Origin of the sequence: Paenibacillus puerhi (assembly GCF_009846885.1) — a bacterium.
GTDB classification, from domain to species: domain Bacteria; phylum Bacillota; class Bacilli; order Paenibacillales; family NBRC-103111; genus Paenibacillus_G; species Paenibacillus_G puerhi.
In genome coordinates, this window is sequence record NZ_WUWM01000009.1 from 50008 (window position 1) to 73131 (window position 23124).

The following is a 23124-nucleotide window of genomic DNA, read 5'->3' on the forward strand; positions in this document are numbered from 1 at the left end:
ACATTAACACCAAAGAAGAGGTGATGTGACGCATGAGTGGTCGTGTACAGCCATCGGATCATATTCAGATCACGAAGAATTCCCGGCAGATCAACGTCGTGCTGCGCAGTCCTGAACCGGCGGCGGCCTTGGCTCCCGACCCGGAGGTTCTGTTTCATGGCAAGCCTCTTTCCCAGCAGGGGCAGTTCGGCGAGATCATGAAGGAACTGGACCGCATGGTCGGTCTTGATCATGTCAAGGAGCTCGTCTTTGAAATCTATGCGCTTCTGCGCATCGCGGGTCTTCGAGCCGAGGTCGGCCTGACGGCCGGACATCAAGTGTACCACATGATATTCAAGGGCAACCCGGGTACCGGTAAAACCTCGGTGGCCCGAATAGTCGCCAAGCTGTTCCAGATGATGGGCGTGCTGGCCAAGGGACATCTGATCGAGGTGGAGCGTGCGGATCTGGTCGGAGAATATATCGGCCACACCGCGCTTAAAACCCGCGAGCTTGTGAAGAAGGCGATCGGCGGCATTCTGTTTATCGATGAGGCGTATAGTCTGGCCCGCGGCGGGGAAAAAGATTTCGGTAAGGAAGCGATCGATACGCTTGTCAAGGCCATGGAGGATCATAAAAATCAATTTATTTTGATCCTGGCCGGGTATTCCGACGAGATGGATCAGTTTCTGCAGACGAACCCCGGGCTGCCGTCGCGATTCCCGATTCAGCTTGACTTTCCGGACTATACGGTCGATCAGCTGATGCAGATCGCCGAGCTGATGGTCAAGGAGCGGGAGTATACGTTGAATCCTTCCACGGAGCTGAAGGTACGCCAGCAAATCATGAATGAAAAAAATCAACTGGAGATCGCGTTCAGCAACGCGCGGTTCGTACGCAATCTGCTGGAGAAGGCGATGCGCAACCATGCGGTCCGGCTGTTAAGCATGCCGGGCATACAGCCTTCCAAACAGGATCTGATGATGATCCGTCCGGAGGATGTAAAGCTTGACCGCAAATCGGCAAAGGAGACCCATAAGTTTATATGAAACCTACCGTTCATGAAGTGACGCCGGACCAACAGGCACGCGCTGTCCTCGTCAGTCTGGTAACCCAATCTCTCAAGCGCGAAGAATACTATGACCCCGAGTATTCCCTGGCTGAGCTGATCCGTCTCGCCGAGACGGCAGGGGTAGAGGTTCTGGGAACCATCTCGCAAAATAAGGAATATGCCGATTCCAAGTGGTTTATCGGGAAGGGCAAGGCGCTGGAGCTGAAGCAGGTTCTGGAGGAGACGGGAGCGAACGCCGCGATATTCGACCAAGAGCTGTCCGGGGCACAGGTTCGGAATCTTGAGCAGCTGCTCGATGTTAAGATTATCGACCGCACCCAGCTCATACTCGATATCTTCGCCGGCCGCGCGAAGACGCGGGAAGGTATTATTCAGGTAGAGCTGGCCCAGCTCAGCTACTTGCTACCGCGCTTGTCCGGTCAAGGCAAAAATTTATCGCGGCTCGGAGGCGGTATCGGTACCCGGGGGCCGGGGGAGACGAAGCTCGAGACCGATCGCAGACATATCCGCGACCGGATCAGCGAGCTGAAGCGCCAGCTCGCGGAAGTCGTCCGCCATCGGGTGCTGCACCGGGAACGCCGCCGGAAAACAGGAGTATTTCAGGTGGCGCTGGTCGGATATACGAATGCAGGCAAGTCCACGCTGCTCCGCCAGCTTACGCAAGCGGACGTGTATGTAGAAAACCAGCTGTTTGCGACCCTGGACCCCACTTCCCGCGCTCTCAGGCTGCCTGGCGGCATGGAGATTGTGCTGACCGATACGGTCGGTTTTATCCAGAACCTTCCGCATGATCTGGTTGCCGCCTTTCGCGCTACGCTGGAGGAAGCCAATGAAGCCGACTTGATCCTGCATGTGGTGGACAGCTCGACGGACATGATGGCGGTTCAGATGAAGGTCGTGGATGAGGTGCTGGAGGAGCTCGGCGCGCACGGCAAGGATCGAATTACTTTATTCAACAAGATCGATATCAGCACGGCCGAGCAGCGGGAAATGCTGACGACCGAAGGGGAATTCTTGCGCATCTCGGCGTATCAGGAAGAGGATCTCGGACGCGTACTGGACGCGCTGGAAAAGAAGCTGATGGGCGATAGCCGCTTCTTCCGCATACCGGCAGACAAGGGGGATGTCATCTCGCTGGTGTACCGGGTTGGCGAGGTGCTGGAGAACGAAGTCGACGGCGAGGATCTGTTATTCAAGGTTAGAGTCAACAACAAGGAGTACGAAAAACTGGGCTACTTGCTTGCGGCGTATGATTCTATACAGCAGGCACATGGAGAGAACGAGGGAGAGTCGTCGGAGTATGTTTAATGAGCAGGTGCTCGCCTGGATGGAACGGGCCGAGCAGGTTATCGAGGGAAGACTGAAGGAGATCGACCGGACGGTCGACCTGAACCAATGGAAAGTGATTCGGGCTTTTCAAGAGCACAAGGTAAGCGATTATCATTTTGCCGGTTCTACCGGTTATGGGTATAATGACCGCGGACGCGAGGTGCTGGATCTCGTGTACGCGGATGTTTTTGGTGCGGAGGCGGCGCTCGTCCGCCCGCACTTCGTGTCCGGTACGCACACGATAGGCACGGCCTTGTTCGGTGTACTTCGTCCGGGAGATGAGCTGCTCATGATCACGGGGCGGCCTTATGACACGCTGCATAAGGTCATCGGTAAGCCGGGGGACGGGCAAGGCTCGCTTCAGGACTGGGGCATTCGTTATGAGGAAGTGGATCTATGCGAGGATGGCTCGCTGGATTGGGACAACATCGCTAGGCGAATAACACCGAAAACCAAGGTCATCGGGATTCAGCGCTCGCGCGGCTATTCGTGGCGGGCTTCTTTTACGGTCGAGCAGATCGGGGAAATGGTACGTTTCGTGAAAGAAATCAAGCCCGATCTCATCGTCTTCGTGGACAACTGCTATGGAGAATTTACAGAACTGACCGAGCCGACGGAAGCAGGCGCAGACCTGATAGCAGGCTCGCTGATCAAAAATCCGGGCGGGGGGCTTGCTTCCACCGGCGGTTATATCGCCGGAAGACGCGAGCTCGTCGAGCTGGCCTCCTACCGTCTTACGGCCCCTGGCATAGGGGGCGAGGTGGGAGCCATGCTCGGGACGCTGCGAGCGATGTTTCAAGGGCTGTTTCTGGCCCCGCATCTGGTCGGACAAGCTGTGAAGGGCTCTGTGTTCGCTTCGGCCGTATTCGAGGAGCTGGGCTTTGTCACGCATCCCAAGTGGAATGATCCGAGAACGGATCTGATCCAGGCGATCCGGTTCACCGGGCCTGAGCATCTGATCGCGTTCGTGCAGGGAATTCAGCAAGCGGCCCCAGTCGATGCATATGTGGTTCCCGAGCCTTGGGATATGCCTGGATATGAGCATCCGGTCATTATGGCGGCTGGTACCTTTATCCAAGGGGGCAGCCTGGAGCTTTCGGCCGATGCTCCCATCCGGGAACCTTACATCGCCTATATGCAAGGAGGATTAACCTATTCCCACTGCAAATTAGGGGTATTGACGGCGCTTCAGAACATGAAAGATCGCAAGCTTTTGTAATCATAGCTTACATATTTCACGAACCTAACATTTCTTGACACGTATTGTTATCATGGATACAATGGAAGTAAGGTTTTCTTGTGTTAGGGGTGATAGTCATGGGTGATGATATCCGCAGAAATATGGCCCTTTTTCCGATCGGTATCGTGATGAAGCTGACTGACTTGACGGCCAGACAAATCCGGTACTACGAGCAGCACGAGCTGGTCATACCGGCGAGAACAGGCGGCAACCAGCGACTGTATTCGTTCAACGATGTAGAACGGCTGCTTGAAATTAAGGATCTGATCGAGAAAGGCGTTAATATCGCCGGTATCAAGCAGGTGCTTCTGCCGGTCGATAAGGATTCGGAGGACGCTACCGTCGTGAGCGAACAATCCGAAGTGAAGAGGCGCGAGCTTACCGATTCCCAGCTTCACAAGATGCTCAAGCAGCAGTTGATGGTCGGGGGGAAGCGTCCGAATCATGTTTCCTTGATTCAAGGCGAGCTTTCGCGGTTCTTCAGGAAGTAGACCGGCCTCGAGCGGCGCTGGCGCCGTCTTGACAGGCGGCACCGGAGCTGCGTCGCACTCATGCATGTATGCTAAGGAGGAGAAATCACAGTGACTGACAAAAGCTACACCAAAGAAGACATCTTGCGCAACGCCAAAGAGCAGAACGTACGTTTTATCCGCCTGCAATTTACCGATCTTCTCGGGACGATTAAAAATGTGGAAATTCCGTTAAGTCAGCTGGAAAAAGCGCTGGACAATAAAATGATGTTCGATGGCTCGTCTATTGAAGGCTATGTCCGGATCGAAGAATCCGATATGTACTTATATCCCGACTTAAATACTTGGGTTATTTTTCCATGGGTGACGGAAGATCGAGTCGCCCGACTGATCTGCGACATTTACTTGCCTGACGGCCGCCCGTTCCCGGGTGATCCGCGCGGCATTCTTAAGGCTGCGCTTAAAGAAGCGGAGGACATGGGCTTTACCGCGATGAATGTCGGTCCGGAGCCGGAGTTTTTCTTGTTCAAAACCGACGACAAGGGTAACCCTACGATGGAGCTGAACGACCAAGGCGGGTACTTTGACCTGGCACCGATGGATTTGGGGGAGAACTGCCGGCGCGAGATCGTACTGACGCTTGAAGAAATGGGCTTTGAAATCGAAGCTTCTCACCATGAGGTAGCTCCGGGCCAGCACGAGATCGATTTCAAATACGCGGATGCTATCAAAGCTGCCGATCAGATCCAGACGTTCAAGCTCGTGGTCAAGACCGTTGCCCGCCAGCATGGGCTTCATGCGACCTTCATGCCAAAGCCGCTGTTCGGCGTCAATGGCTCGGGTATGCATGCTCATCAATCTCTGTTCCGCGGCAGCGAGAATGCCTTCTATGATGAAAGCGACAAGCTGGGTCTGAGTAAAGTGGCCCGTCAATACATGGCAGGTATTCTGCGTCACGCACGTGCGTTCACAGCGATCACCAATCCTACGGTAAATTCGTATAAACGGCTCGTTCCGGGCTACGAAGCGCCTTGCTATGTCGCGTGGTCGGCCAGCAATCGCAGCCCGATGATCCGCATCCCGGCTTCCCGCGGGCTCAGCACCCGGGTAGAAGTGCGTAACCCGGATCCGGCTGCAAATCCTTATCTGGCCTTGGCTGTCATGCTGAGGGCTGGTCTTGACGGCATCAAGAAGAACATGCAGCTACCGCCTCCAACGGACCGTAACATTTATGTGATGTCGGAGGAGGAGCGCGAAGAGCAGGGCATCCCTAGCTTGCCTGAGAGCTTGAAGCGTGCCATCGAGGAGCTCCTGCGCGATGATGTGATGTGCGATGCACTGGGCGAGCATGCGCTTGCGCACTTCGTCGAGCTGAAAGAAATCGAGTGGGATATTTATCGTACTCAGGTCCATGCCTGGGAGCGCGATCAGTATTTGACCTTGTATTAAAATGGAAATGAAGCAGGTATCCGGGATGATCGGGTGCCTGCTTTTTTTTGTGCTGAGCCTCTTCCTTCTACAGAAGTGAAGGTGCTTGGGCCGCAACGGGCGATTCACCCATATGGAGAGGCCGGTCAACAAAAAAACCTTGGGTTCATAGCCGGAGACGTTCCGGTAGAGGAGCCGAAGGTTTATTGGGGATGACATTGATCTAATGGATATTCCGGAATACGCCGATGACTTTGCCGAGAATGGATACATTCTTCAAGCGCAGAGGCTCCATAGTCGGGTTCTCCGGCTGCAGGCGAATGTGATCTCTTTCTTTATAGAAGGTTTTGACGGTAGCTTCATCGTCCTCGGTCATGGCAACGACAATCTCGCCGTTGTTAGCGGTTTGCTGCTGGCGCACGATGACGTAATCGCCATTGTGGATGCCGGCTTCGATCATACTCTCGCCGATAACGCTGAGCATGAACACGTTGTGTTCGCCTACGTAATGGCTTGGAAGAGGAAAATAGTCTTCGATGTTCTCTGTTGCGGTGATCGGTACGCCTGCGGTTACCCGGCCGATCAGAGGGACGCGGGACACGGATACGGCGAATGCGCCGTCGCCAGACGTTCCGTCCAGAATCTCGATAGCGCGGGGCTTGGTCGGATCGCGTCTGATCAAGCCTTTCTTCTCCAGCCTTTCCAGATGTCCGTGGACCGTTGAGCTGGAAGCCAGTCCAACGGCTTCGCCGATCTCGCGTACAGAGGGCGGGTATCCCTTATCCTTAACTTCCGTTTTAATAAAATTAAGAATCGCCTGCTGGCGGGAGGAAATCTTGCTCATGTTATCACTCCAATTAAAGGTAATCATTATGACGAAGTATAACATAGAATGGCCGTTCGTACAAACATAAGTTCGAAAAACCGTTGACACAAACGTTTGTTCGTGTTAATTTAAGAACAAGAACAGAACAAACGTTTGGGGGACTGGACATGATTCAATCGATTCCATTTAATACGGCTAATCACGCTGCTGCACACACTCGCACATTACGATCGTCGATGGCGAGACCAAGTCGACTTGCCATGCTAGTGGCCGCTCTTCTTGCTCTTCTTCTGGTCAGCGGCGTCATGATGCTGTTCGGAGGAGATGCTGATGCCTATGCAGCCGAATCCCAGCCTTCCAGCCATGTTTCTATTGTAGTCAATAGCGGCGATACCTTATGGGGCATCGCATCCGAATATAAATCGTCCAATGCGAGCATTAGAGAATATATTTATGAGATCAAGAAGTTAAACGGACTGAAAGATTCGTCGCTTCGTTCGGGCCAAAAGCTGCTCTTGCCTTAATCCTGCAGATATGCCGGTTGTTAAGCCGCTTCTCTTGACAATGGATGCCCGGAATGTCAAAGTATATAGGATGAATACTTGACAGGGAGGCCCGGCATGAAGGAATCAGAACACGAGGAAACGGTTAGGCGAATTAACGAGCTGGCCCGCAAGGCGAAAACCGAGGGATTGTCGGAAGCGGAGATGGAAGAGCGGAACAAGCTTCGTACCAAGTATATTCAATCATTCAAGGCTTCCCTGCGGACTCAACTCGACAACATTAAATTCGTTGATGAAGACGAGGAGAAGGGGCAGGGATAGGGATGAATTATCGCGTTTTGGGGAAAAGCGGTTTGGTTGTGTCCGAGCTGTGCCTCGGTACTATGACTTTCGGCGGTGCAACCAGTGAGAGCGACTCCATAGAAATGATAGACCGTTTCCTGGAACGGGGCGGTAATTTTATCGATACCGCGAACGTGTACGTTTCGGGCAAGTCGGAAGAGATTGTCGGTAAAGCCATACGCAACCGCCGCTCCGACGTCGTGCTTGCCACGAAGGTCAGGATGGCTACCGGATCCGGAGTCAATCAGCGGGGGTTATCGCGCAAGCATATTATGGACGGCGTTGAAGAAAGCTTAAAGCGTCTTCAAACCGATTATATCGATTTATACCAAGTGCATGTAGTGGACCATCTCACGCCGATTGAAGAGACGCTGAGAACACTGGATGATTTAGTTGCCAGCGGCAAGGTGCGCTACATCGGATGTTCGAATTTTCTGGCCTATCAGATCATGAAGTCGCTCGGCATCAGTGATCATAACCGCTATGTGCGGTTTATTTCTGTTCAACCGCAGTACAGTCTTGTAAGCCGCGAGATGGATCGTGAAGTATTGCCGCTCTGTCTGGAAGAGAATGTCGGTGTGATCCCTTGGGCGCCTCTGGGCGGCGGGTTCTTGACAGGACGCTACGAACGGGGCGTCGAGCCTAGCGAAGGCCGGCTGACGGCCAAGGCGGGGGAAAGCCGGTGGGAGCTTCGAAGCACGGAGAAGAATTTCGCCATTCTGGATGCCGTGAAGGATATAGCCAAGGAAGCGGACAAGACGCCGGCTCAAGTTGCCCTGAATTGGCTTATTCACAAGCCGGGAATTACGGCGCCTATCTTCGGCGCATCCACTCTTGCCCAATATGAGGACAACATAGGGGCTGCTGGCTGGAAGCTTTCGGAATCCCAATGGGAGCGTCTGGATCAGGTAAGCGCCCTGCCTTCCGAATATCCGTATCGTTTTATTGAGAAATTCCGTCGTGAATTATAAGACACGCATAAGGGGATTGGGATATGTCATCTCGCAAGTGGGAACGCATGGTACGCAAAAATTCCAAAGATGCTGCACGTCGCAATAAGAGCGGAAGTACGAGCACGGCAGTGAAATCCTCTGACGGTTCGGTTACCTTCAAAGGGAGAAGCTGGCTGTTTCCGCTATTATTGATCATGATCGGCATATTTTGCTTTGTCGTGTTTAGTCAGATGCCGGGTCAGGAATCCATGTATTGGGTGACGGGTTCAAGCTATATCGTGCTTGCCTTGTTGATGTACTGGGCAAGAAGGCCGCTGCTTAAAGTGGGAAAAACTTCGCTGACTTCCCGAAGATTTGGCGGTGACCGGGTCATGGAAGCTTCGAATGTCCAGGAGATCGCGGTAACCAAGGATACGATTATCATTACGCTGAAGCCAAAGGGGAACCGCTGGGCCTACTCCAAAACATTCCATCGGATGCCTATCGAGGCGATGTCAGAGAAGCTTACCGAGTTTGCAGCCAAAAACAACGTTCAGCTCAAGCATAGCTTATAAAGGCTGAAGCCTAGAAAGAAATTACGGGAGAAAGAGGATTGGACGATGACGATCAAGGCGGTTTTATTTGATTTGGATGATACACTACTGTGGGACGACCGCAGCGTAAAGGAAGCTTTCGAGGCGACTTGTGCAGAAGCTTCCCGGCATTATAATATCGATCCGGCACGTCTGGAAGAAGAAGTACGCCGAGAAGCGAGAGCTTTGTACGAGACGTTTGATACGTTTCCGTTTACCAAGATGATAGGGATCAACCCGTTTGAAGGTCTGTGGGCTAATTTTACTCAGGGGCATCAGGAAGAATTCCGCAAGCTGCAGGCTCTCGCACCTGGCTATCGGAAGGAATCATGGACTCGCGGGCTGAAGGCTCTCGGTATCGACGATGTAGAGCTGGGCGCCAAGCTGGCTGAGCTATTTCCTGCCGAGCGCAGAAAGCGTCCGATTGTTTATGAAGAAACGTTCGAGGTGCTAGACCAGCTTAAAGAAAAGTACAAGCTGCTGTTGCTGACTAACGGCTCGCCGGACTTGCAGAAGGAAAAGCTCGCCGGTGTCGCTCAGCTTGCTCCCTATTTCGACCATATCATCATATCGGGTGAATTCGGCGAAGGAAAGCCTGCTGCGTCCATCTTCCATCACGCGATGGAGCTGCTCCAAATCAAGCCCGAAGAGGGCGTCATGATTGGGGACAAGCTGACCACGGATATTATGGGTTCGAATACGGTTGGCATGCGCAACATGTGGATTAACCGCCATGAGCTTGAGTTGACCGGCGATAACCTTCCGGTCCACGAGATCCGTTCGCTCCGCGACATCGAGCCGATTCTTGCTGCACTGTAAGAACTCATCATCGCGACACCCTTCCCAGGAGGGTGTCGCTTTTCTGTGAGCGGCTTGATTGGGGCTGCTCGCTATGTACCTTCCTACAGCAAGTAAGCTTTCACACAAACACATCAAAAAGAGCCTGGTATGAAGCTGCAGGCTCTCGGCTCGTACGGGTTTTATGTCTAGGCTTTCTGAAAGGTTGCATCCTCGAACGGGTGGGCAATCCAGCCTTCCGTTTCAATAAACAACCGTACTGCTACGATTTGACGATTGTCCATCAGAGTGAAGAAGTGAGGCTTATGTTCCGGTACGGAGATGACATCGCCGGCTTCAAGCTCAACGTCGAAATAACCGACATCATCTGTTCCCTTAATGATAAAAATACCGCGGCCAGCCGTAATAGCGCGGACCTCGTCTTCGGTATGAGTATGGACCTGCTCGAATTTTTTAAGCAGTTCATCGAGGTTCGGAGTGGCATCGGACAGGGCGATCAAATCCCATGTCTGGTATCCGCGGCGAGCGGCCAGATCGCGGATTTCCGCATCGAAGGTGGAAAGGATTTGGGCTTTTTCCTCATCGTTCAGGACGAATTTTTCTTGAAGCTCAGGTGCCAGCTTGCTTGGATTCCAATGCTCGTAAAGCACTTCTTGCTTGTCTAGGAAGGCGCGGACGTTTTCTTCGCCCTGGATGCGTTCATTTGTGTTGCGAATGCGGATTTCTGCCATGGGTCATCCCTCTTTCTCATGTGTGATTACTCCTATAACGTATTATAGTAAAAGCTGGCTCATCTGTCGATGTTGAATGCAGACAAATCCGATAGGATTCATAAAAAATCTATGGTTTAGGTCGAACCTTCTTTTCTTCATGTCATGTTTCTGCTACACTAAAGGTTAACATAGAAGCACGCATAGGGTTCGTTCCCTCTTGTGGAGAGAACGACTTCGCCGGGGAGACATATAAAGGGTTACCGACGAAGCGGCAGGGGAGAAAGGGGCAGGCTGGAATAATGGTAAAATTGAGCCTTGAAGAGCAGCTTAAACGTAAAATTATGATTTTGGACGGCGCCATGGGCACGATGATTCAGCAAGAGGATCTTACGGAGGACGATTTCGGCGGCGAAGAGCTGGACGGCTGTAATGAGATGCTGGTGCTTACCCGGCCCGATGTTATACAACGTATCCATGAGCAATATTTCGAGGCTGGCGCCGATATGGTGGAAACGAACACCTTCGGAGCTACCAGCGTTGTATTAGCCGAGTACGATATTCAGGATAAAGCTAGAGAAATTAACCTGGTAGCGGCCAAACTGGCTATCGCTGCGGCTGAAAAATACAGTACGCCCGAATGGCCTCGCTACGTTATAGGGGCAATGGGTCCTACGACCAAGACGCTTTCCGTAACGGGCGGCGTGACCTTCGAAGAGCTTATCGACAGCTATTATGAGCAGGCGTTAGCGTTGATTGAAGCGGGCGTAGATGCCCTACTGCTCGAAACGTCCCAGGATACGTTGAACGTCAAAGCTGGGAGTATCGGGATTAAGAAGGCTTATGAAGAGAGCGGACAGAAGCTGCCGCTGATGATTTCAGGTACGATCGAGCCTATGGGGACAACTCTGGCCGGACAAAATATCGAGTCATTCTTCATCTCCCTGGAGCATTTGGAGCCGATCTCCATCGGTCTGAACTGTGCGACAGGTCCGGAATTCATGCGCGACCATATCCGTACTTTGTCCGAGATCGCAGGTACTGCGGTCAGCTGTTATCCGAACGCCGGCTTGCCGGATGAGAACGGTCAATATCATGAATCGCCGGAATCTCTCGCGAAGAAAATTGCCGGGTTTGCCGAGCAAGGCTGGTTGAATATCGCCGGCGGATGCTGCGGCACGACGCCGGCTCATATTCGCGAGCTGGCCGAGGTTCTGAAGGCCTATAAGCCGCGGGAGCAGAAAGGCACGCATCCGGCAGCTGTATCCGGAATCGAGACCGTGTATCTGGAGGATTCCAACCGGCCGATCATGGTCGGGGAGCGGACGAATATTTCGGGATCCCGAAAGTTCAAGAGGCTGATCAAGGAAGGGAAATTCGAGGAAGGCTCCGAAATCGCAAGAGCGCAGGTGAAAAACGGCGCACAGGTCATCGATATCAACCTGCAGGATACGGATATTGATGAAGCCTATGCGATGGAAAACTTTCTGAGCTTTGTTTCCAAAAAGGTCAAGGCGCCCCTCATGATCGACTCTACCTATGACCATATTATTGAGCTTGGATTGAAATTCTCCCAGGGGAAAGCCATTATCAACTCGATCAACCTGGAGGACGGGGAGACCAAGTTCGAGGGCATTGTTCCGCTTATTCATAAATACGGCGCAGCCGTTGTTATGATCCTGATCGACGAGCGCGGACAAGCGGTTACGCGCCAAGCCAAGCTTGAAGTGGCGGATCGCGCTTTCGATTTGCTTACGAATAAATACGGGCTTAAGCCGCATGATATCATATTCGATCCGAACATGTTCCCGGTAGGCTCGGGGGACCCGCAGTATATCGGTTCCGCCGTCGAGACGATCGAAGGGATCAAGCTGATCAAGGAAAAGTACCCGGAGTGCAAGACGATACTAGGCCTCAGCAATATTTCCTTCGGTCTGCCTGATGCGGGCCGCGAGGTTCTGAACGCTGTCTACCTGTATCATTGCACCAAGGCGGGGCTTGACTATGCGATCGTGAACACCGAGAAGCTCGAGCGTTATGCTTCCATTCCGGAAGAAGAGCGGAGACTGGCGGAAGATCTGATCTACAACACGAATGATCAGACGCTGGCCGACTTCGTCGCGCACTTCCGAACGAAAAAAGTCGAGAAAAAAGAGAAAATATCCAACCTGTCTCTGGAGGAACGTCTGGCGTCTTATGTCGTCGAGGGTACGAAGGACGGGCTGCTCCCCGATCTCGAGGAAGCGCTGAAGACCTACGCGCCGCTGGCTGTTATCAACGGGCCTTTGATGAAGGGGATGGAGGAAGTCGGACGGCTGTTCAACAACAATGAACTGATCGTCGCCGAGGTTCTCCAAAGCGCCGAGGTCATGAAAGCTTCGGTAGCGTATCTGGAGCAGTTCATGGAGAAGTCGGAGAGTGCGGTTAAAGGGAAAATTATCCTGGCAACCGTCAAAGGCGACGTCCATGATATCGGGAAAAACCTGGTCGAAATTATACTGTCCAACAACGGCTACAAGATTATCAATCTGGGGATCAAGGTGCCGCCTGAGCAGCTGATCGAGGCCTACCGCAAGGAGAAGCCGGATGCTATCGGCTTGTCGGGCTTGCTGGTCAAATCTGCGCAGCAGATGGTCATCACAGCACAGGACCTGAAGTCGGCAGGCATCGACGTACCGATTATGGTCGGTGGCGCCGCCTTGACGCGTAAGTTCACCAAGACCCGGATCGCTCCTGAATACGACGGCGTTGTGCTCTATGCGAAGGATGCGATGGACGGCCTGGATATCGCCAATAAGCTGAGTGATCCGGAGCATCGCCAGCAGCTTATCCGTGAGCTTCGCGAGAGCATGGAGTCCGATGTGAAGGAAGCTGGGCGTAAGGAAGAATCGATGCCGGTCTTGACTCGCGTTCGGAATTCCAACGTCGACAGAACGCTTCCGGTACAGGTGCCGCCCGATCTGGAGCGCGTGGTACTGCGTGATTTCCCGATCAGCCATCTCATTCCCTACGTCAACATGCAGATGCTTCTCGGACATCACCTTGGTCTCAAGGGCAAGATCAATCAGCTCCTCGCCGAGAAAGATCCTAAGGCGATGCAGTTGAAGGATACCGTCGACGGCATCCTGGCTGAGGCTCAATCGCAGGGCATTATTAAGGCTCATGGCATGTACCAGTTTTTCCCTGCACAATCCGACGGCAATGATGTGCTGGTATACGATCCGAAGGACCAGACCCGGGTGCTGCAGAAGTTCACTTTCCCGCGCCAGGAGAAAGAGCCATACCTCTGCTTGGCCGATTATTTGAAGTCGGTGGACAGCGGAGAGATGGACTATGTAGGCTTCCTGGTCGTCACCGCAGGTCACGGCGTAAGCGATCTGGCCGCTGAATGGAGGGATAAGGGAGATTACCTTCGTTCCCACGCCATGCAGGCCTCGGCACTCGAGCTTGCGGAAGGACTGGCCGAACGCGTACACCAATTAATGCGGGACAAGTGGGGATTCCCCGATCCGGCGGAGATGACGATGCAGGAACGGTTCGGAGCCAAGTACCGGGGGCAGCGGTTCTCGTTCGGTTATCCGGCTTGTCCGAATCTGGAAGATCAGCAGCAGCTGTTCGCTTTGTTGAATCCGGCGGATATCGGCGTAGAGTTGACAGAGGGCTGCATGATGGAGCCCGAGGCGTCCGTTTCGGCGATTGTCTTCGCTCACCCGCAAGCCAGGTATTTTAACGTATAGGAAATTCGGGTTATACTAGGGAGAGTGGGGCCGGGTGCCCCACTCTTTCGTTATCCCATGGGTTCGGTACATGAACGATCGTATCGGATAGGATTCACCGGACATCCCGGGGGCGGCTGTGTGCTGCAAGGGATGGAGTAAACTGGAGGGTAGATCATATGGAAATTTACTTTCTCGGAACGGGAGCCGGTATGCCGTCCAAGGAACGCAACGTATCCTCGGTTATGCTGAACCTTCTGGCCGAGCGGAATGCGTATTGGATGTTTGATTGCGGCGAAGGGACCCAGCATCAGATTTTACGGGCCCCGGTTAAGGTGAGTAAGCTGGAGAAGCTGTTCATCACTCATCTGCACGGCGACCATATTTACGGACTGCCAGGCTTGATGTCAAGCCGATCCTACCAGGGTGGCGATACGCCTTTTACCATCTACGGTCCCCGCGGCATACGCGAATTTGTCGAGACTTCGCTTCGGATCAGCGACTCGCATCTGGGGTACGAGACGCAATTCGTCGAATTCGAGGATGCCGGCTATGCTCTGTTGTTCGAGGATGACAAGATGCGGGTCGAATATGCTCCGCTGGTGCATCGGATAGCCAGCTTCGGCTTCCGTATTCAGGAGAAGGCTCAGCCGGGAACCTTGCTGGTGGACAAGCTGAAGGCGTATGGCATCGAGTCGGGGCCGTTATATGGCCGGATTAAGAAAGGTCAGCCGGTAGCACTGCCGGATGGGCGGGAGCTGCAAGCGGCCGAGTTTCTGGGCCCGCCTATCCCTGGGCGGATTGTAACGATCCTGGGGGATACTCAGCCATGCGCTCATGCGGTTACTCTTGCACAAGATGCCGATTTGCTGGTCCATGAAGCCACCTTCGCGGAAGCGCGTAAGGAAATGGCGATCCGTTACGATCATTCCACAGCGATGGATGCTGCCCGAACTGCGCGGGAAGCGGGAGTCAAGACGCTCATTTTGACCCACATCAGCTCGAGGTATCAAGAAGACGCTGCAGATGCGCTTCTGCAGGAAGCGCAATCGATTCATCCCGATACCTTCCTGGCCGCTGATCATTTCCGTCACGATATTCCTATGCGTGAAGCGGGCGGCAGGCTGTCCAGTTCAAGCTAAGGGGAACCTAAGGTCTTAAAGGAAGAGAAGCTGCCTTTCGGGGTGCAGCTTCTTTTTTGTTGCTGAACGTTACAGCCTGTTTAAGCCGGATAAAGCGCTAAAGCACGGCAGACATTCGGCACCAAATGAACCATCGCAGCCGCTCATTCTTGATTGCCCCCCTGGCAGGAGATGTTTTATTTAACACTATCCTTACAATTAGCAAATACTTTTGAAATGATCCTCTGCTAGGCTAGGTAGGTATTCAAATGATAGAATTAGAAGGTTTGTTGTATATTGTCGAATAATCAAGAATACTAGTGAATTTGATCTATTTTTTCGTTGACGATTCCGAAGGCTTATGTTTAAATGGACGTAATGTTGGGGGGATAAGGGATGGCTCTTCGCAAGCGTATCGGCGACCTATTGGTAGAAGCCGGACTTTTGACCCAAGATCAGTTGACCAAGGCGCTCCAGGAACAGCGGGAAACCAAGATGAGGCTCGGGGAGTTTCTGATTAACCGCAGCTATATTACCGAGCAGCAGCTTATTGAAGTGTTAGAGTTCCAGCTAGGGATTCCGCATATTCAGTTATTCCGGCAAAAAATAGATCCGAAGGTTATCAATTTGATTCCTCAGCGGGTGGCAGAACAGCACCAGGTACTGCCTGTGCGGGTTGAGGGCAATAAGCTGTTTCTTGCGATGGCTGATCCGCTTGATTATTTTGCTATCGACGAGCTGCGCATGAGCACAGGCTTGCGGATTGAACCGACCATCGCCGCGCGTGAGGAGCTGCAGCGCGCGATCCGCAGATATTATGGCTTGCAGGAGTCGGTGGAGCAGATCAGCCAGATTCTGCAAACCCGCGAAGCGGAAGAAATCAGCACCCAGATCGAAGACGAGAATTCGCCTGTCGTAAAGACGGTGAACCAGATTATTATCCAGGCCGTGCAGGTTGGCGCGAGCGATATACATATTGATCCACAAGAAGACGCACTGCGTATACGTTACCGGGTTGACGGCGTGATGCGGACGGAACGAACCTTGCCTCCTCATATGCAGCGCGTGCTGGTGGCGCGTATCAAGATTATGGCTAATCTGAATGTCGCCGAACGAAGGCTTCCGCAAGATGGCCGGGTCGAGATCGAAAATGAGTTCCGGAAGGTAGATATACGGATTTCCACCTTGCCTACCATTCATGGAGAAAAGGTCGTTATGCGGGTGCTTGATCTGGGCAGCGCGCTTACGGATATCGAGAAGCTCGGATTTTCGGAGGGGAATTACCGGCAATTTATGCAGGGCATCCAAAGCGCTCACGGCGTAGTGCTTATCACCGGTCCTACCGGAAGCGGCAAAACCTCGACGTTGTACTCGGCGTTGGCCCGGTTGAATTCGGACGATATCAATGTCATTACCATCGAGGACCCGGTCGAATATCAGCTTCCCGGCATTAATCAGATTCAAGTCAACACCACGACAGGGTTGACCTTCGCAAGAGGACTGCGGGCCATTCTGAGGCAGGATCCGAACATTGTTATGATCGGGGAAATCCGGGATACGGAAACGGCTGAGATTGCGGTACGTACGGCGATGACCGGTCATCTGGTGTTAAGCACGCTGCACACGAACAGCGCGGCCAATACAGTGACCCGACTAATCGATATGGGTATCGAGCCTTTCTTGATCGCGTCCTCGTTGAAGACGATTGTCGCCCAGCGTCTGGTGCGCAGGGTTTGTCGTTCGTGCAGTGCGGAGCATGAGCCGACCGTCGAGGAAAAAAGGTATCTGGAAGAGCACGGCTATCAGGTCGCTAATCTGCGGCGCGGTACAGGCTGCGTGGAATGCGGACGCACCGGGTATAAGGGACGTTTGGCCATTCATGAGGTATTAACGGTGGATGAAACGTTAAAAGCGATGATCTTGGAGAAACGGCCCGACAGCGAATATCAGACGTATGCGGAGACACGCTCCATGATTCCTTTGATCAAGGATGGATTGAATAAAGTCATGAGCGGGCAAACCACTGTAGCTGAGGTTATCCGTGTGTTAGGCAGCTATTAAGCTTCCTTCATGTTGTAAATTAAGATTTTTTAAAAATTTTTGATAATAGCTTCCTTTTTAGGAATTGTCGAGTATAATTGCTATGTTAGCAAATGGTCTTTTATACCTACTTAAATAGGCCATATATACTACTTTCGGGCGGGAGTGTTTCACATGGCATCGTTGGTGGACCTTATGGAGCTTGCCGCTGCGAAGAAAGCTTCAGACCTCCATATTGCGGCTGGAGCCCCGGCCAAATTCCGAATTCATGGTGCTTTGCAAGCGGTCAATGACGAGCTGCTGTCGCCGGAAGTATGCCGGGATATGGCCCGAGAGCTGATGTCGGAGCAGCAGTTTGATCAATTTATGAGGAAAGGCGACGCCGATCTCTCTTACAGCATAGAAGGCGTGTCGCGCTATCGGGTCAATGCCTTTCATCAGAAGGGTCATGTTTCGTTAACGCTCCGGCTGATTCCTTCACGGATTCCGGATATGGAAGCTTTGGGCCTTCCGCCCATAGCTCTGGAGTTTGCGAAGAAGCCCCAGGGACTTCTGCTCGTCACCGGACCGACCGGGAGCGGGAAGTCTACCACGTTGGCCGCTATCCTCGACTACATCAACCGGACCCGCTGCGATCATATCATTACTTTGGAGGACCCTATCGAATTTCTCCACAGTCATAAGTCGTGCATCGTCAACCAGCGCGAGATCGGGGTCGATACCGAGTCGTTTGCTACAGGACTGAGAGCTGCTTTGCGGCAGGACCCGGATGTCATCCTTGTGGGGGAAATGCGGGATCTGGAGACGATCTCTACCGCTATCACGGCGGCAGAAACCGGTCATCTGGTATTCGGCACGCTGCATACGGCTGATGCGCCTCAGACGATCGACCGCATCATTGATGTGTTCCCTCCTGAGTCGCAGCAGCAGATCCGGGTGCAGCTCGCCTCTGTTCTGTTAGGCGTCATGGCTCAGAGACTGCTGCCCACCCGGGACGGGCAAGGGCGAATTGCCGCTATCGAGGTGCTGGTGAACACCCCGGCCATCGCCAATCTTATTCGGTCCGAGAAGGTGCATCAGATCCGTTCGGCGATGCAGACGGGACGCGCTCAGGGCATGATTACGATGGAGATGACTCTGCGCGAGCTCGTCCAGCAGCGGATCGTGAGCCTGGATACGGCCAAGGAAGCTCTGTTCGGCTTCGCGGAGCTGAATTAGTCGCCTAGCGGCGGAATGGAGTTGAACAGCAGTGCCCAAGTTCATGTACAAGGCTGTGAATCCTAGCGGTATGCCGTTCAAAGGAACTCTGGAGGCGCAATCGTTTCAGCAGGCTATGGATGAACTGAAGCGCGAGGGATATTGGATCACAGAGCTGATGGATCAGAGCCAGAGCATCCTTCACCGGGAGATTAAATTTGGCGGGCCGAAGGTTAAGGTTCAGCAGTTTACGCTGTTCTGCAGGCAGCTGGCAACCCTGTACAAGTCAGGCGTTTCTATGGTCGATTCGGTTAAAGCGCTCGCTGATCAGATGGAAAGCAAGGAATTCCGGGGCATTTTGACGGAGGTAGCGGCTAGTATGCAGCAGGGGACGCAGATGTCGGAGGCGGCCTCCAAATATCCGACCGTGTTTAGCGGGATCTTCATCAACATGCTCAGGGCTGGAGAAATCAGCGGGAACCTGGACGAAATGCTGAACCGGCTGGCCGTATTTTATGAGAAGGAACACTATACCCGCGAGAAAGTGAAGTCGGCTATGGTGTATCCGGTCATCATGGGTATACTTACGGTCGTCGTCGTTACTCTTATGATGCTGTTCGTTATTCCGAACTATGTGGCGAGCTTTCAGTCCATGGGGCTCCAGCTTCCGCTGCCTACGAGAATGGTCATCGCGGTCAGCGATTGGATCGTTTCTTACTGGTATGCGATCCCTGTGATCGTACTCGCGCCAAGCCTGCTTCTCGCCCTGCTCAAGCGTCATCCCAAGGGCCCGTACTGGATCGATTACGCCAAGCTGCGGATTCCCATATTCGGCAAGCTGCTTCATAAGCAAGCCATCGCCCGCTTTAGCCGCACCTTCAGCTCGTTGTTTACGGCTGCTATCCCGATGCTGCAGGCACTGTCGCTTGTGTCCAGCGTGACAGGCAACGTCGTCGTCGGCAAGGTCATCGAGGACGCCCGGGACGGTCTGGTAGGAGGAAAGTCGATCACCGATCCATTCCGTCATTCCTGGCTATTCCCTCCTATGGTTGTGCAGATGATGTCGGTCGGTGAACAGTCGGGGGCCTTGGACACGATGCTGGAAAAGGTTGCGGATTTCTACGAAGCGGATGTCGACGCGATGACCGATCGTCTCAAGTCGATGCTGGAGCCGCTTATGATCGTCGTTCTGGCCGGCATCGTGGGCGCGATCGTCCTCGCGGTGATGCTGCCGACCTTCGAAATGATGAAAAACGGAGTCGTCCCGATCAATTGATGGACAGGCCGATTCCTAACCTTGGTATTACTTTGTTCCTAATATAATTATTGTGCAAAGGGGAAATGTTCAATGAAAAAGGTTATGAAGCTGTTCCGCAAAAATGAAAAGGGCTTAACGCTGGTCGAGCTGCTGGCGGTTATTGTTATTCTGGGGATTATCGCTGCGATCGCTGTGCCATCGATCGGGGGAGTGATTCAGAATTCGAAGACAAATGCGGATGCACAATCCGTCATCCTCATTAAAGATGCGGCTGTTCGATATCTAACGGTAACAAACCCTAGCGGTGCAGGAGCAACGGGTACGCCTCCGGCTGTAACCGTAACGGTTGCCCAGCTGCTGACTGGCAATTATCTGCAAGATGCACCTCAAGTACAAAGCTCCTCCACCACTCAGTACTACGAATCAGTAAGCGTGGAGTATACAGGTGGAGGGTGGAAGGCGTCCACAACCGCACCTGCGTTGACTGCCACTAAGCCAACAGCTTCTTAATTTCCAATCAAACCAAAGGTAACTCTTCCGGGTTACCTTCTTTCATTCAACAGGAGAGGAGCAGGTGGTCATGGAGACGGCAGTCGCTCTTAGTTTCGCAGCAGTACTTGGCTTGCTCATCGGGAGTTTTCTGAATGTGGTCGCGCTTCGCTCGCTATCCGGCGAATCCCTCGCGTTCCCGCCGTCCCACTGCACCAGCTGCAGCCATCGGCTGCGGCCGCTGGATCTGGTACCCGTATTCAGCTATGCAGGTCTTAGAGGCAGATGCCGTTATTGTCATAACCGTATTTCCATTCAGTATCCGATCGTGGAAGCGGCAACGGGTCTGCTTTACGCCTTAATGATCTGGGCCTATGGGGTCAGCTGGGAAGCCGCTGTCGGGATGCTGTTCGTGTCGATCCTTATGGCCATCGTCGTTACCGACCTGAGGGCGATGCTGATCCCGAATCGTATTCTGCTGTTCGGACTTGCCGGAGCCTTGGTACTCCGGTTGATCTCCCACCCGCTGCCTTGGTGGCATTATGCTGCAGGCATGATTGGCGGACTTCTCCTTATTGTAGGCATTGCGCTGCTCGGCTCCCTGCTGCTTCGCAAAGAAGCAATGGGGATGGGGGATGCGAAGCTGTTTGCGCTCGTTGGACTCGTGCTGGGCTGGAAGCTTACTTTGCTGACGCTGTTCGTAGCCAGCCTGCTGGGCACGATATTCGGGGTATTCTGGATCATGCTCAAACGAACGGGGAGGGAGGCTTACCTGCCGTTCGGACCCTTTATTGCTCTGGCAAGCGTCCTCTGCATGCTGGCGGGAGATGCCTGGATCGATTGGTACGTGAGCCTATTATCGTAAGGAAAGACAACATGCGAACGCAGTGAGGAGTGGCTGGTCATATGCGGTTCAATATTCAGCGGCTGCGTCAATGGATTACGCCGGCCAGCAGTTATCTCGGAATCGAATTCACAGACTCTGCGGTGAAGCTGGCAGAGCTTACTATAAAACAAGGAGCCCCGGCGCTCCTTACATCCTGTATTCAGGAGCCCTTGCCGAAGCACGCTGTTCAGGACGGCAAAATGCTGGAGCCCCAGGAGGTCGTCCGCGCCCTTCAGACGGCCAAGGCCAGGCTAAAGAAACAGACCAAGCGGGCTCATATTTGCTTGCCGAGTCAGAACGTCATGGTTCGGTTTATGAAATTTCCGGATATTCCGTTGAAGGAGCTCCGCGAGGTCATTACCTTTGAAATGAAGCATACGATTCATTTACCCTTCGAAGACCCTGTTTTCGACTTCGTCAAACTGACCGGAACCCATAATCAAAGATCATCCGCAAAGACATGGAAACGCGAGCCCAAGGCGAATAAACCGGGGGCTCTGGCGGCCAAGGAAGCGGCTGCGGCTTCGTATCCCTTGTTCGGGGGCGAGAACCATGATCCGTTTGCGGACCTGGCCAAGACGGATGCGGCGGAGGAGCAGTTGTGTGACGTAATGCTTGTTGCAGTTCCCCGAGCGATGGTGGAGGAATATGTGGAGGTTTTCAAGCAGGCGGGCATTAAGCTGGCCAGTGTCGAGATTAAGGCGTTGTCCTTGTTCCGATGCTTGCAGACCTTGCCGGAGCAGCCTCAAGGGACGTACCTGTTGATCGATGTCAATGACACGATATGCGATGTCAATGTGTTCTCCGGTACGCAGCTGAAAATATCCCGAAATGTACAAGTGGCTTTTGCGGATCTGGAACAGACAAAGGAGGCAAGTGATGATTCCTTTTCCTGGTTGTCCGACATGAGCGACCTGGAAGGCTCCAGCTTTACGAATGCCTGCAGCGAGCTCGCGCATGAGCTGGAGCGGCTGATCAACTTTTATAAGTATACCTTGAACAACCGTAACGAAGAATTTCTCAAGCTTTATATCGCAGGCGATGCGAAGCGGCTGAATGAGATAGCCGAGTATTTGCAGGATCGGCTTTCCCTGAACGTGATTAAGCTGGACGTGCAGGCGGAGTGGGGGAGCTCACCGACGATGAAAGGCATCTCCTCTGCAGCATTCGCAGCAACGATCGGTCTTGCACTGCGGGGTGCGGAGACATGAACTCGATCAACCTCCTTCCCCGAAAGCCGAGAAGCGAGCGGCTGTTCTGGCCGGTGCTGAGCGTAACGGCGCTGACCGTGGTTCTATCCTTCGGAACGCTGGCGGTTTTTCAATACAAGCTCAGCGAGACCTCTGTGCAGCACGCGCAGTACAAGCAGCAGCTGCAAGCGCGTATCCAGGTGCTTCAGCAGCAGCATGTGGAAGAACCGCGGACAGCCGACTACCGCCGGCTGCTTCAGGAGGTCAAAAGCCTGGAGGGGAGACGGGTAGATTGGCTGCCCTCTCTACACGGCATAACGTCTTCGCTTCCTGAGGCTGCCCGCTTGCTGAGCGTGCGGAAAGCGGACGCTGCCGGAGGGGAGTCCTCTGTCCCCGCTGCCGCTCAAGCGTCTCAGGCAGCAGGCCTCTTGCCAAGTCAAAAGCTCGTTGCCTTGCTGGAGTTTTCTGATTTCAAGCAAATCGCCGATTATGTCTTGAATATGAAGAAAAATGAGATTTTTCAAGATGTCGCTATCGTATCCGTTGAGAAGAAGGAAATTATATTGCCCGTACCTGTTGCTATGGCGGCAGCAAGCCATACCGGCATAGACCGGCGGCCTTCGGATCCCACGCTGAAGGAAAAGTTTCTGCAAGAAACCAAGCAGCAGAAGCAAGCCCCTTTGGCCACCAAGTCGGAGGAGTTGCTGTCAGAGCTGGATTGGCTGATCAGCGGCAAAATGTACGAGCAGGAGCACGGGGTGACCTTGCCGGACAGGCGGTTTACAAGTGAAAATCCCGTCGGAAGCTCGCCCATTAGCGAGGATGAATTAAAGAAGGCGCGGGAGCAGGTCAATAAGTTCGAGGCGATGTTCGAGCAGACCGGTCCGGCGCCGGAAGAGCAGCAGGATACGGGCGCGGACACTCCGGCGATGGAGAAAAAAGCGGTCGTGTACACGGTGAATCTGGAGATTTTGACCAAGCCGATTACGATTACTCCCTAGGTGA

General features: G+C 53.3%; 21 protein-coding genes. 19 read left to right on the forward strand and 2 right to left on the reverse strand.

Annotated features, from left to right (window positions below; genetic code table 11):
- Positions 1 to 32 precede the first annotated feature (32 nt).
- The 5 genes from GSF01_RS09925 to glnA all read left to right on the forward strand — a co-directional run bounded on the left by GSF01_RS09925 (position 33) and on the right by glnA (position 5539).
- Positions 33 to 1028, forward strand: a complete 996-nt coding sequence (locus GSF01_RS09925; RefSeq protein WP_159883431.1) for an AAA family ATPase — start codon at positions 33 to 35, stop codon at positions 1026 to 1028.
- On the forward strand, positions 1025 to 2359 hold the full coding sequence (gene hflX / locus GSF01_RS09930) for a GTPase HflX (RefSeq protein ID WP_159883432.1): 1335 nt from the start codon (positions 1025 to 1027) through the stop codon (positions 2357 to 2359). The genes GSF01_RS09925 and hflX overlap by 4 nt, the downstream gene beginning before the upstream one ends.
- Complete coding sequence (locus GSF01_RS09935; RefSeq protein ID WP_159883433.1) at positions 2352 to 3599, forward strand: methionine gamma-lyase family protein; 1248 nt, start codon at positions 2352 to 2354, stop codon at positions 3597 to 3599. Before hflX ends, GSF01_RS09935 begins: the two co-directional genes overlap by 8 nt.
- Positions 3600 to 3697: 98 nt before the next feature.
- Entirely contained in the window at positions 3698 to 4111 is a 414-nt protein-coding gene (locus tag GSF01_RS09940; RefSeq protein ID WP_159883434.1) for a MerR family transcriptional regulator, read from the forward strand.
- Between the two features lie 90 nt (positions 4112 to 4201).
- Positions 4202 to 5539, forward strand: a complete 1338-nt coding sequence (gene glnA / locus GSF01_RS09945) for a type I glutamate--ammonia ligase (protein ID WP_159883435.1) — start codon at positions 4202 to 4204, stop codon at positions 5537 to 5539.
- A gap of 202 nt (positions 5540 to 5741) precedes the next feature.
- On the opposite strand, the gene lexA is transcribed toward glnA, so the two are convergent.
- Positions 5742 to 6362 carry a transcriptional repressor LexA gene (lexA, locus tag GSF01_RS09950; RefSeq protein ID WP_159883436.1) on the reverse strand — a complete coding sequence of 207 codons (621 nt, stop codon included), beginning with the start codon at positions 6360 to 6362 and terminating at the stop codon, positions 5742 to 5744.
- A 149-nt stretch (positions 6363 to 6511) separates the two neighbouring features.
- On the opposite strand from lexA, the gene GSF01_RS29610 reads away from it, so the two are divergent.
- The 5 genes from GSF01_RS29610 (at position 6512) to GSF01_RS09975 (ending at position 9533) form a co-directional block, all read left to right on the forward strand.
- On the forward strand, positions 6512 to 6868 hold the full coding sequence (locus tag GSF01_RS29610; RefSeq protein ID WP_235941386.1) for a LysM peptidoglycan-binding domain-containing protein: 357 nt from the start codon (positions 6512 to 6514) through the stop codon (positions 6866 to 6868).
- A 96-nt stretch (positions 6869 to 6964) separates the two neighbouring features.
- A complete protein-coding gene (locus tag GSF01_RS09960) occupies positions 6965 to 7168 on the forward strand; it encodes a DUF896 domain-containing protein (protein ID WP_159883437.1) in 204 nt (67 codons plus the stop codon).
- 2 nt (positions 7169 to 7170) lie between these two features.
- On the forward strand, positions 7171 to 8160 hold the full coding sequence (locus GSF01_RS09965; protein WP_159883439.1) for an aldo/keto reductase: 990 nt from the start codon (positions 7171 to 7173) through the stop codon (positions 8158 to 8160).
- 23 nt (positions 8161 to 8183) lie between these two features.
- Complete coding sequence (locus tag GSF01_RS09970) at positions 8184 to 8696, forward strand: hypothetical protein (protein ID WP_159883441.1); 513 nt, start codon at positions 8184 to 8186, stop codon at positions 8694 to 8696.
- 45 nt (positions 8697 to 8741) lie between these two features.
- On the forward strand, positions 8742 to 9533 hold the full coding sequence (locus GSF01_RS09975) for an HAD family hydrolase (RefSeq protein WP_159883443.1): 792 nt from the start codon (positions 8742 to 8744) through the stop codon (positions 9531 to 9533).
- 167 nt (positions 9534 to 9700) lie between these two features.
- Here GSF01_RS09975 and GSF01_RS09980 read toward each other — a convergent pair whose 3' ends face one another.
- Positions 9701 to 10243, reverse strand: a complete 543-nt coding sequence (locus GSF01_RS09980) for a 1,2-dihydroxy-3-keto-5-methylthiopentene dioxygenase (protein WP_159883445.1) — start codon at positions 10241 to 10243, stop codon at positions 9701 to 9703.
- A 281-nt stretch (positions 10244 to 10524) separates the two neighbouring features.
- On the opposite strand from GSF01_RS09980, the gene metH reads away from it, so the two are divergent.
- The 9 genes from metH to GSF01_RS10025 all read left to right on the forward strand — a co-directional run bounded on the left by metH (position 10525) and on the right by GSF01_RS10025 (position 23120).
- Complete coding sequence (gene metH, locus GSF01_RS09985) at positions 10525 to 13959, forward strand: methionine synthase (RefSeq protein WP_159883447.1); 3435 nt, start codon at positions 10525 to 10527, stop codon at positions 13957 to 13959.
- A 158-nt stretch (positions 13960 to 14117) separates the two neighbouring features.
- Entirely contained in the window at positions 14118 to 15080 is a 963-nt protein-coding gene (gene rnz / locus GSF01_RS09990; protein WP_159883449.1) for a ribonuclease Z, read from the forward strand.
- Between the two features lie 375 nt (positions 15081 to 15455).
- Positions 15456 to 17120: a GspE/PulE family protein gene (locus GSF01_RS09995; RefSeq protein ID WP_159883451.1), complete on the forward strand. Its 1665-nt coding sequence runs from the start codon at positions 15456 to 15458 to the stop codon at positions 17118 to 17120.
- A gap of 153 nt (positions 17121 to 17273) precedes the next feature.
- Positions 17274 to 18317, forward strand: coding sequence for a type IV pilus twitching motility protein PilT (locus GSF01_RS10000; RefSeq protein WP_159883453.1), 1044 nt, complete (start codon positions 17274 to 17276; stop codon positions 18315 to 18317).
- 31 nt (positions 18318 to 18348) lie between these two features.
- Positions 18349 to 19572: a type II secretion system F family protein gene (locus GSF01_RS10005; RefSeq protein ID WP_159883455.1), complete on the forward strand. Its 1224-nt coding sequence runs from the start codon at positions 18349 to 18351 to the stop codon at positions 19570 to 19572.
- A gap of 72 nt (positions 19573 to 19644) precedes the next feature.
- Entirely contained in the window at positions 19645 to 20064 is a 420-nt protein-coding gene (locus GSF01_RS10010) for a prepilin-type N-terminal cleavage/methylation domain-containing protein (RefSeq protein WP_159883457.1), read from the forward strand.
- A 70-nt stretch (positions 20065 to 20134) separates the two neighbouring features.
- Complete coding sequence (locus GSF01_RS10015; protein ID WP_159883459.1) at positions 20135 to 20908, forward strand: prepilin peptidase; 774 nt, start codon at positions 20135 to 20137, stop codon at positions 20906 to 20908.
- Between the two features lie 41 nt (positions 20909 to 20949).
- The gene (gene pilM, locus GSF01_RS10020) at positions 20950 to 22140 is read left to right on the forward strand and encodes a type IV pilus biogenesis protein PilM (protein WP_159883461.1); all 1191 of its coding nucleotides are present in this window, start codon (positions 20950 to 20952) and stop codon (positions 22138 to 22140) included.
- Positions 22137 to 23120 (forward strand): PilN domain-containing protein, encoded by a 984-nt coding sequence (locus GSF01_RS10025; RefSeq protein ID WP_159883463.1) that lies wholly within the window; start codon positions 22137 to 22139, stop codon positions 23118 to 23120. The genes pilM and GSF01_RS10025 overlap by 4 nt, the downstream gene beginning before the upstream one ends.
- The last annotated feature ends 4 nt before the right edge of the window (positions 23121 to 23124 follow it).

Bases quoted from the DNA above. Each gene is read 5' to 3' on its own strand.
- GSF01_RS29610 (WP_235941386.1), top strand. From the start codon at position 6,512: ATGATTCAATCGATTCCATTTAATACGGCTAATCACGCTGCTGCACAC.
- hflX (WP_159883432.1), top strand. From the start codon at position 1,025: ATGAAACCTACCGTTCATGAAGTGACGCCGGACCAACAGGCACGCGCT.
- GSF01_RS10015 (WP_159883459.1), top strand. From the start codon at position 20,135: ATGGAGACGGCAGTCGCTCTTAGTTTCGCAGCAGTACTTGGCTTGCTC.
- pilM (WP_159883461.1), top strand. From the start codon at position 20,950: ATGCGGTTCAATATTCAGCGGCTGCGTCAATGGATTACGCCGGCCAGC.
- GSF01_RS10010 (WP_159883457.1), top strand. From the start codon at position 19,645: ATGAAAAAGGTTATGAAGCTGTTCCGCAAAAATGAAAAGGGCTTAACG.
- rnz (WP_159883449.1), top strand. From the start codon at position 14,118: ATGGAAATTTACTTTCTCGGAACGGGAGCCGGTATGCCGTCCAAGGAA.
- lexA (WP_159883436.1), bottom strand. From the start codon at position 6,362: ATGAGCAAGATTTCCTCCCGCCAGCAGGCGATTCTTAATTTTATTAAA.
- GSF01_RS09995 (WP_159883451.1), top strand. From the start codon at position 15,456: ATGGCTCTTCGCAAGCGTATCGGCGACCTATTGGTAGAAGCCGGACTT.
- GSF01_RS09965 (WP_159883439.1), top strand. From the start codon at position 7,171: ATGAATTATCGCGTTTTGGGGAAAAGCGGTTTGGTTGTGTCCGAGCTG.
- GSF01_RS09980 (WP_159883445.1), bottom strand. From the start codon at position 10,243: ATGGCAGAAATCCGCATTCGCAACACAAATGAACGCATCCAGGGCGAA.
- metH (WP_159883447.1), top strand. From the start codon at position 10,525: ATGGTAAAATTGAGCCTTGAAGAGCAGCTTAAACGTAAAATTATGATT.
- GSF01_RS09925 (WP_159883431.1), top strand. From the start codon at position 33: ATGAGTGGTCGTGTACAGCCATCGGATCATATTCAGATCACGAAGAAT.
- GSF01_RS10025 (WP_159883463.1), top strand. From the start codon at position 22,137: ATGAACTCGATCAACCTCCTTCCCCGAAAGCCGAGAAGCGAGCGGCTG.
- GSF01_RS10000 (WP_159883453.1), top strand. From the start codon at position 17,274: ATGGCATCGTTGGTGGACCTTATGGAGCTTGCCGCTGCGAAGAAAGCT.
- GSF01_RS09940 (WP_159883434.1), top strand. From the start codon at position 3,698: ATGGGTGATGATATCCGCAGAAATATGGCCCTTTTTCCGATCGGTATC.
- GSF01_RS09970 (WP_159883441.1), top strand. From the start codon at position 8,184: ATGTCATCTCGCAAGTGGGAACGCATGGTACGCAAAAATTCCAAAGAT.
- GSF01_RS09960 (WP_159883437.1), top strand. From the start codon at position 6,965: ATGAAGGAATCAGAACACGAGGAAACGGTTAGGCGAATTAACGAGCTG.
- GSF01_RS09975 (WP_159883443.1), top strand. From the start codon at position 8,742: ATGACGATCAAGGCGGTTTTATTTGATTTGGATGATACACTACTGTGG.
- GSF01_RS09935 (WP_159883433.1), top strand. From the start codon at position 2,352: ATGTTTAATGAGCAGGTGCTCGCCTGGATGGAACGGGCCGAGCAGGTT.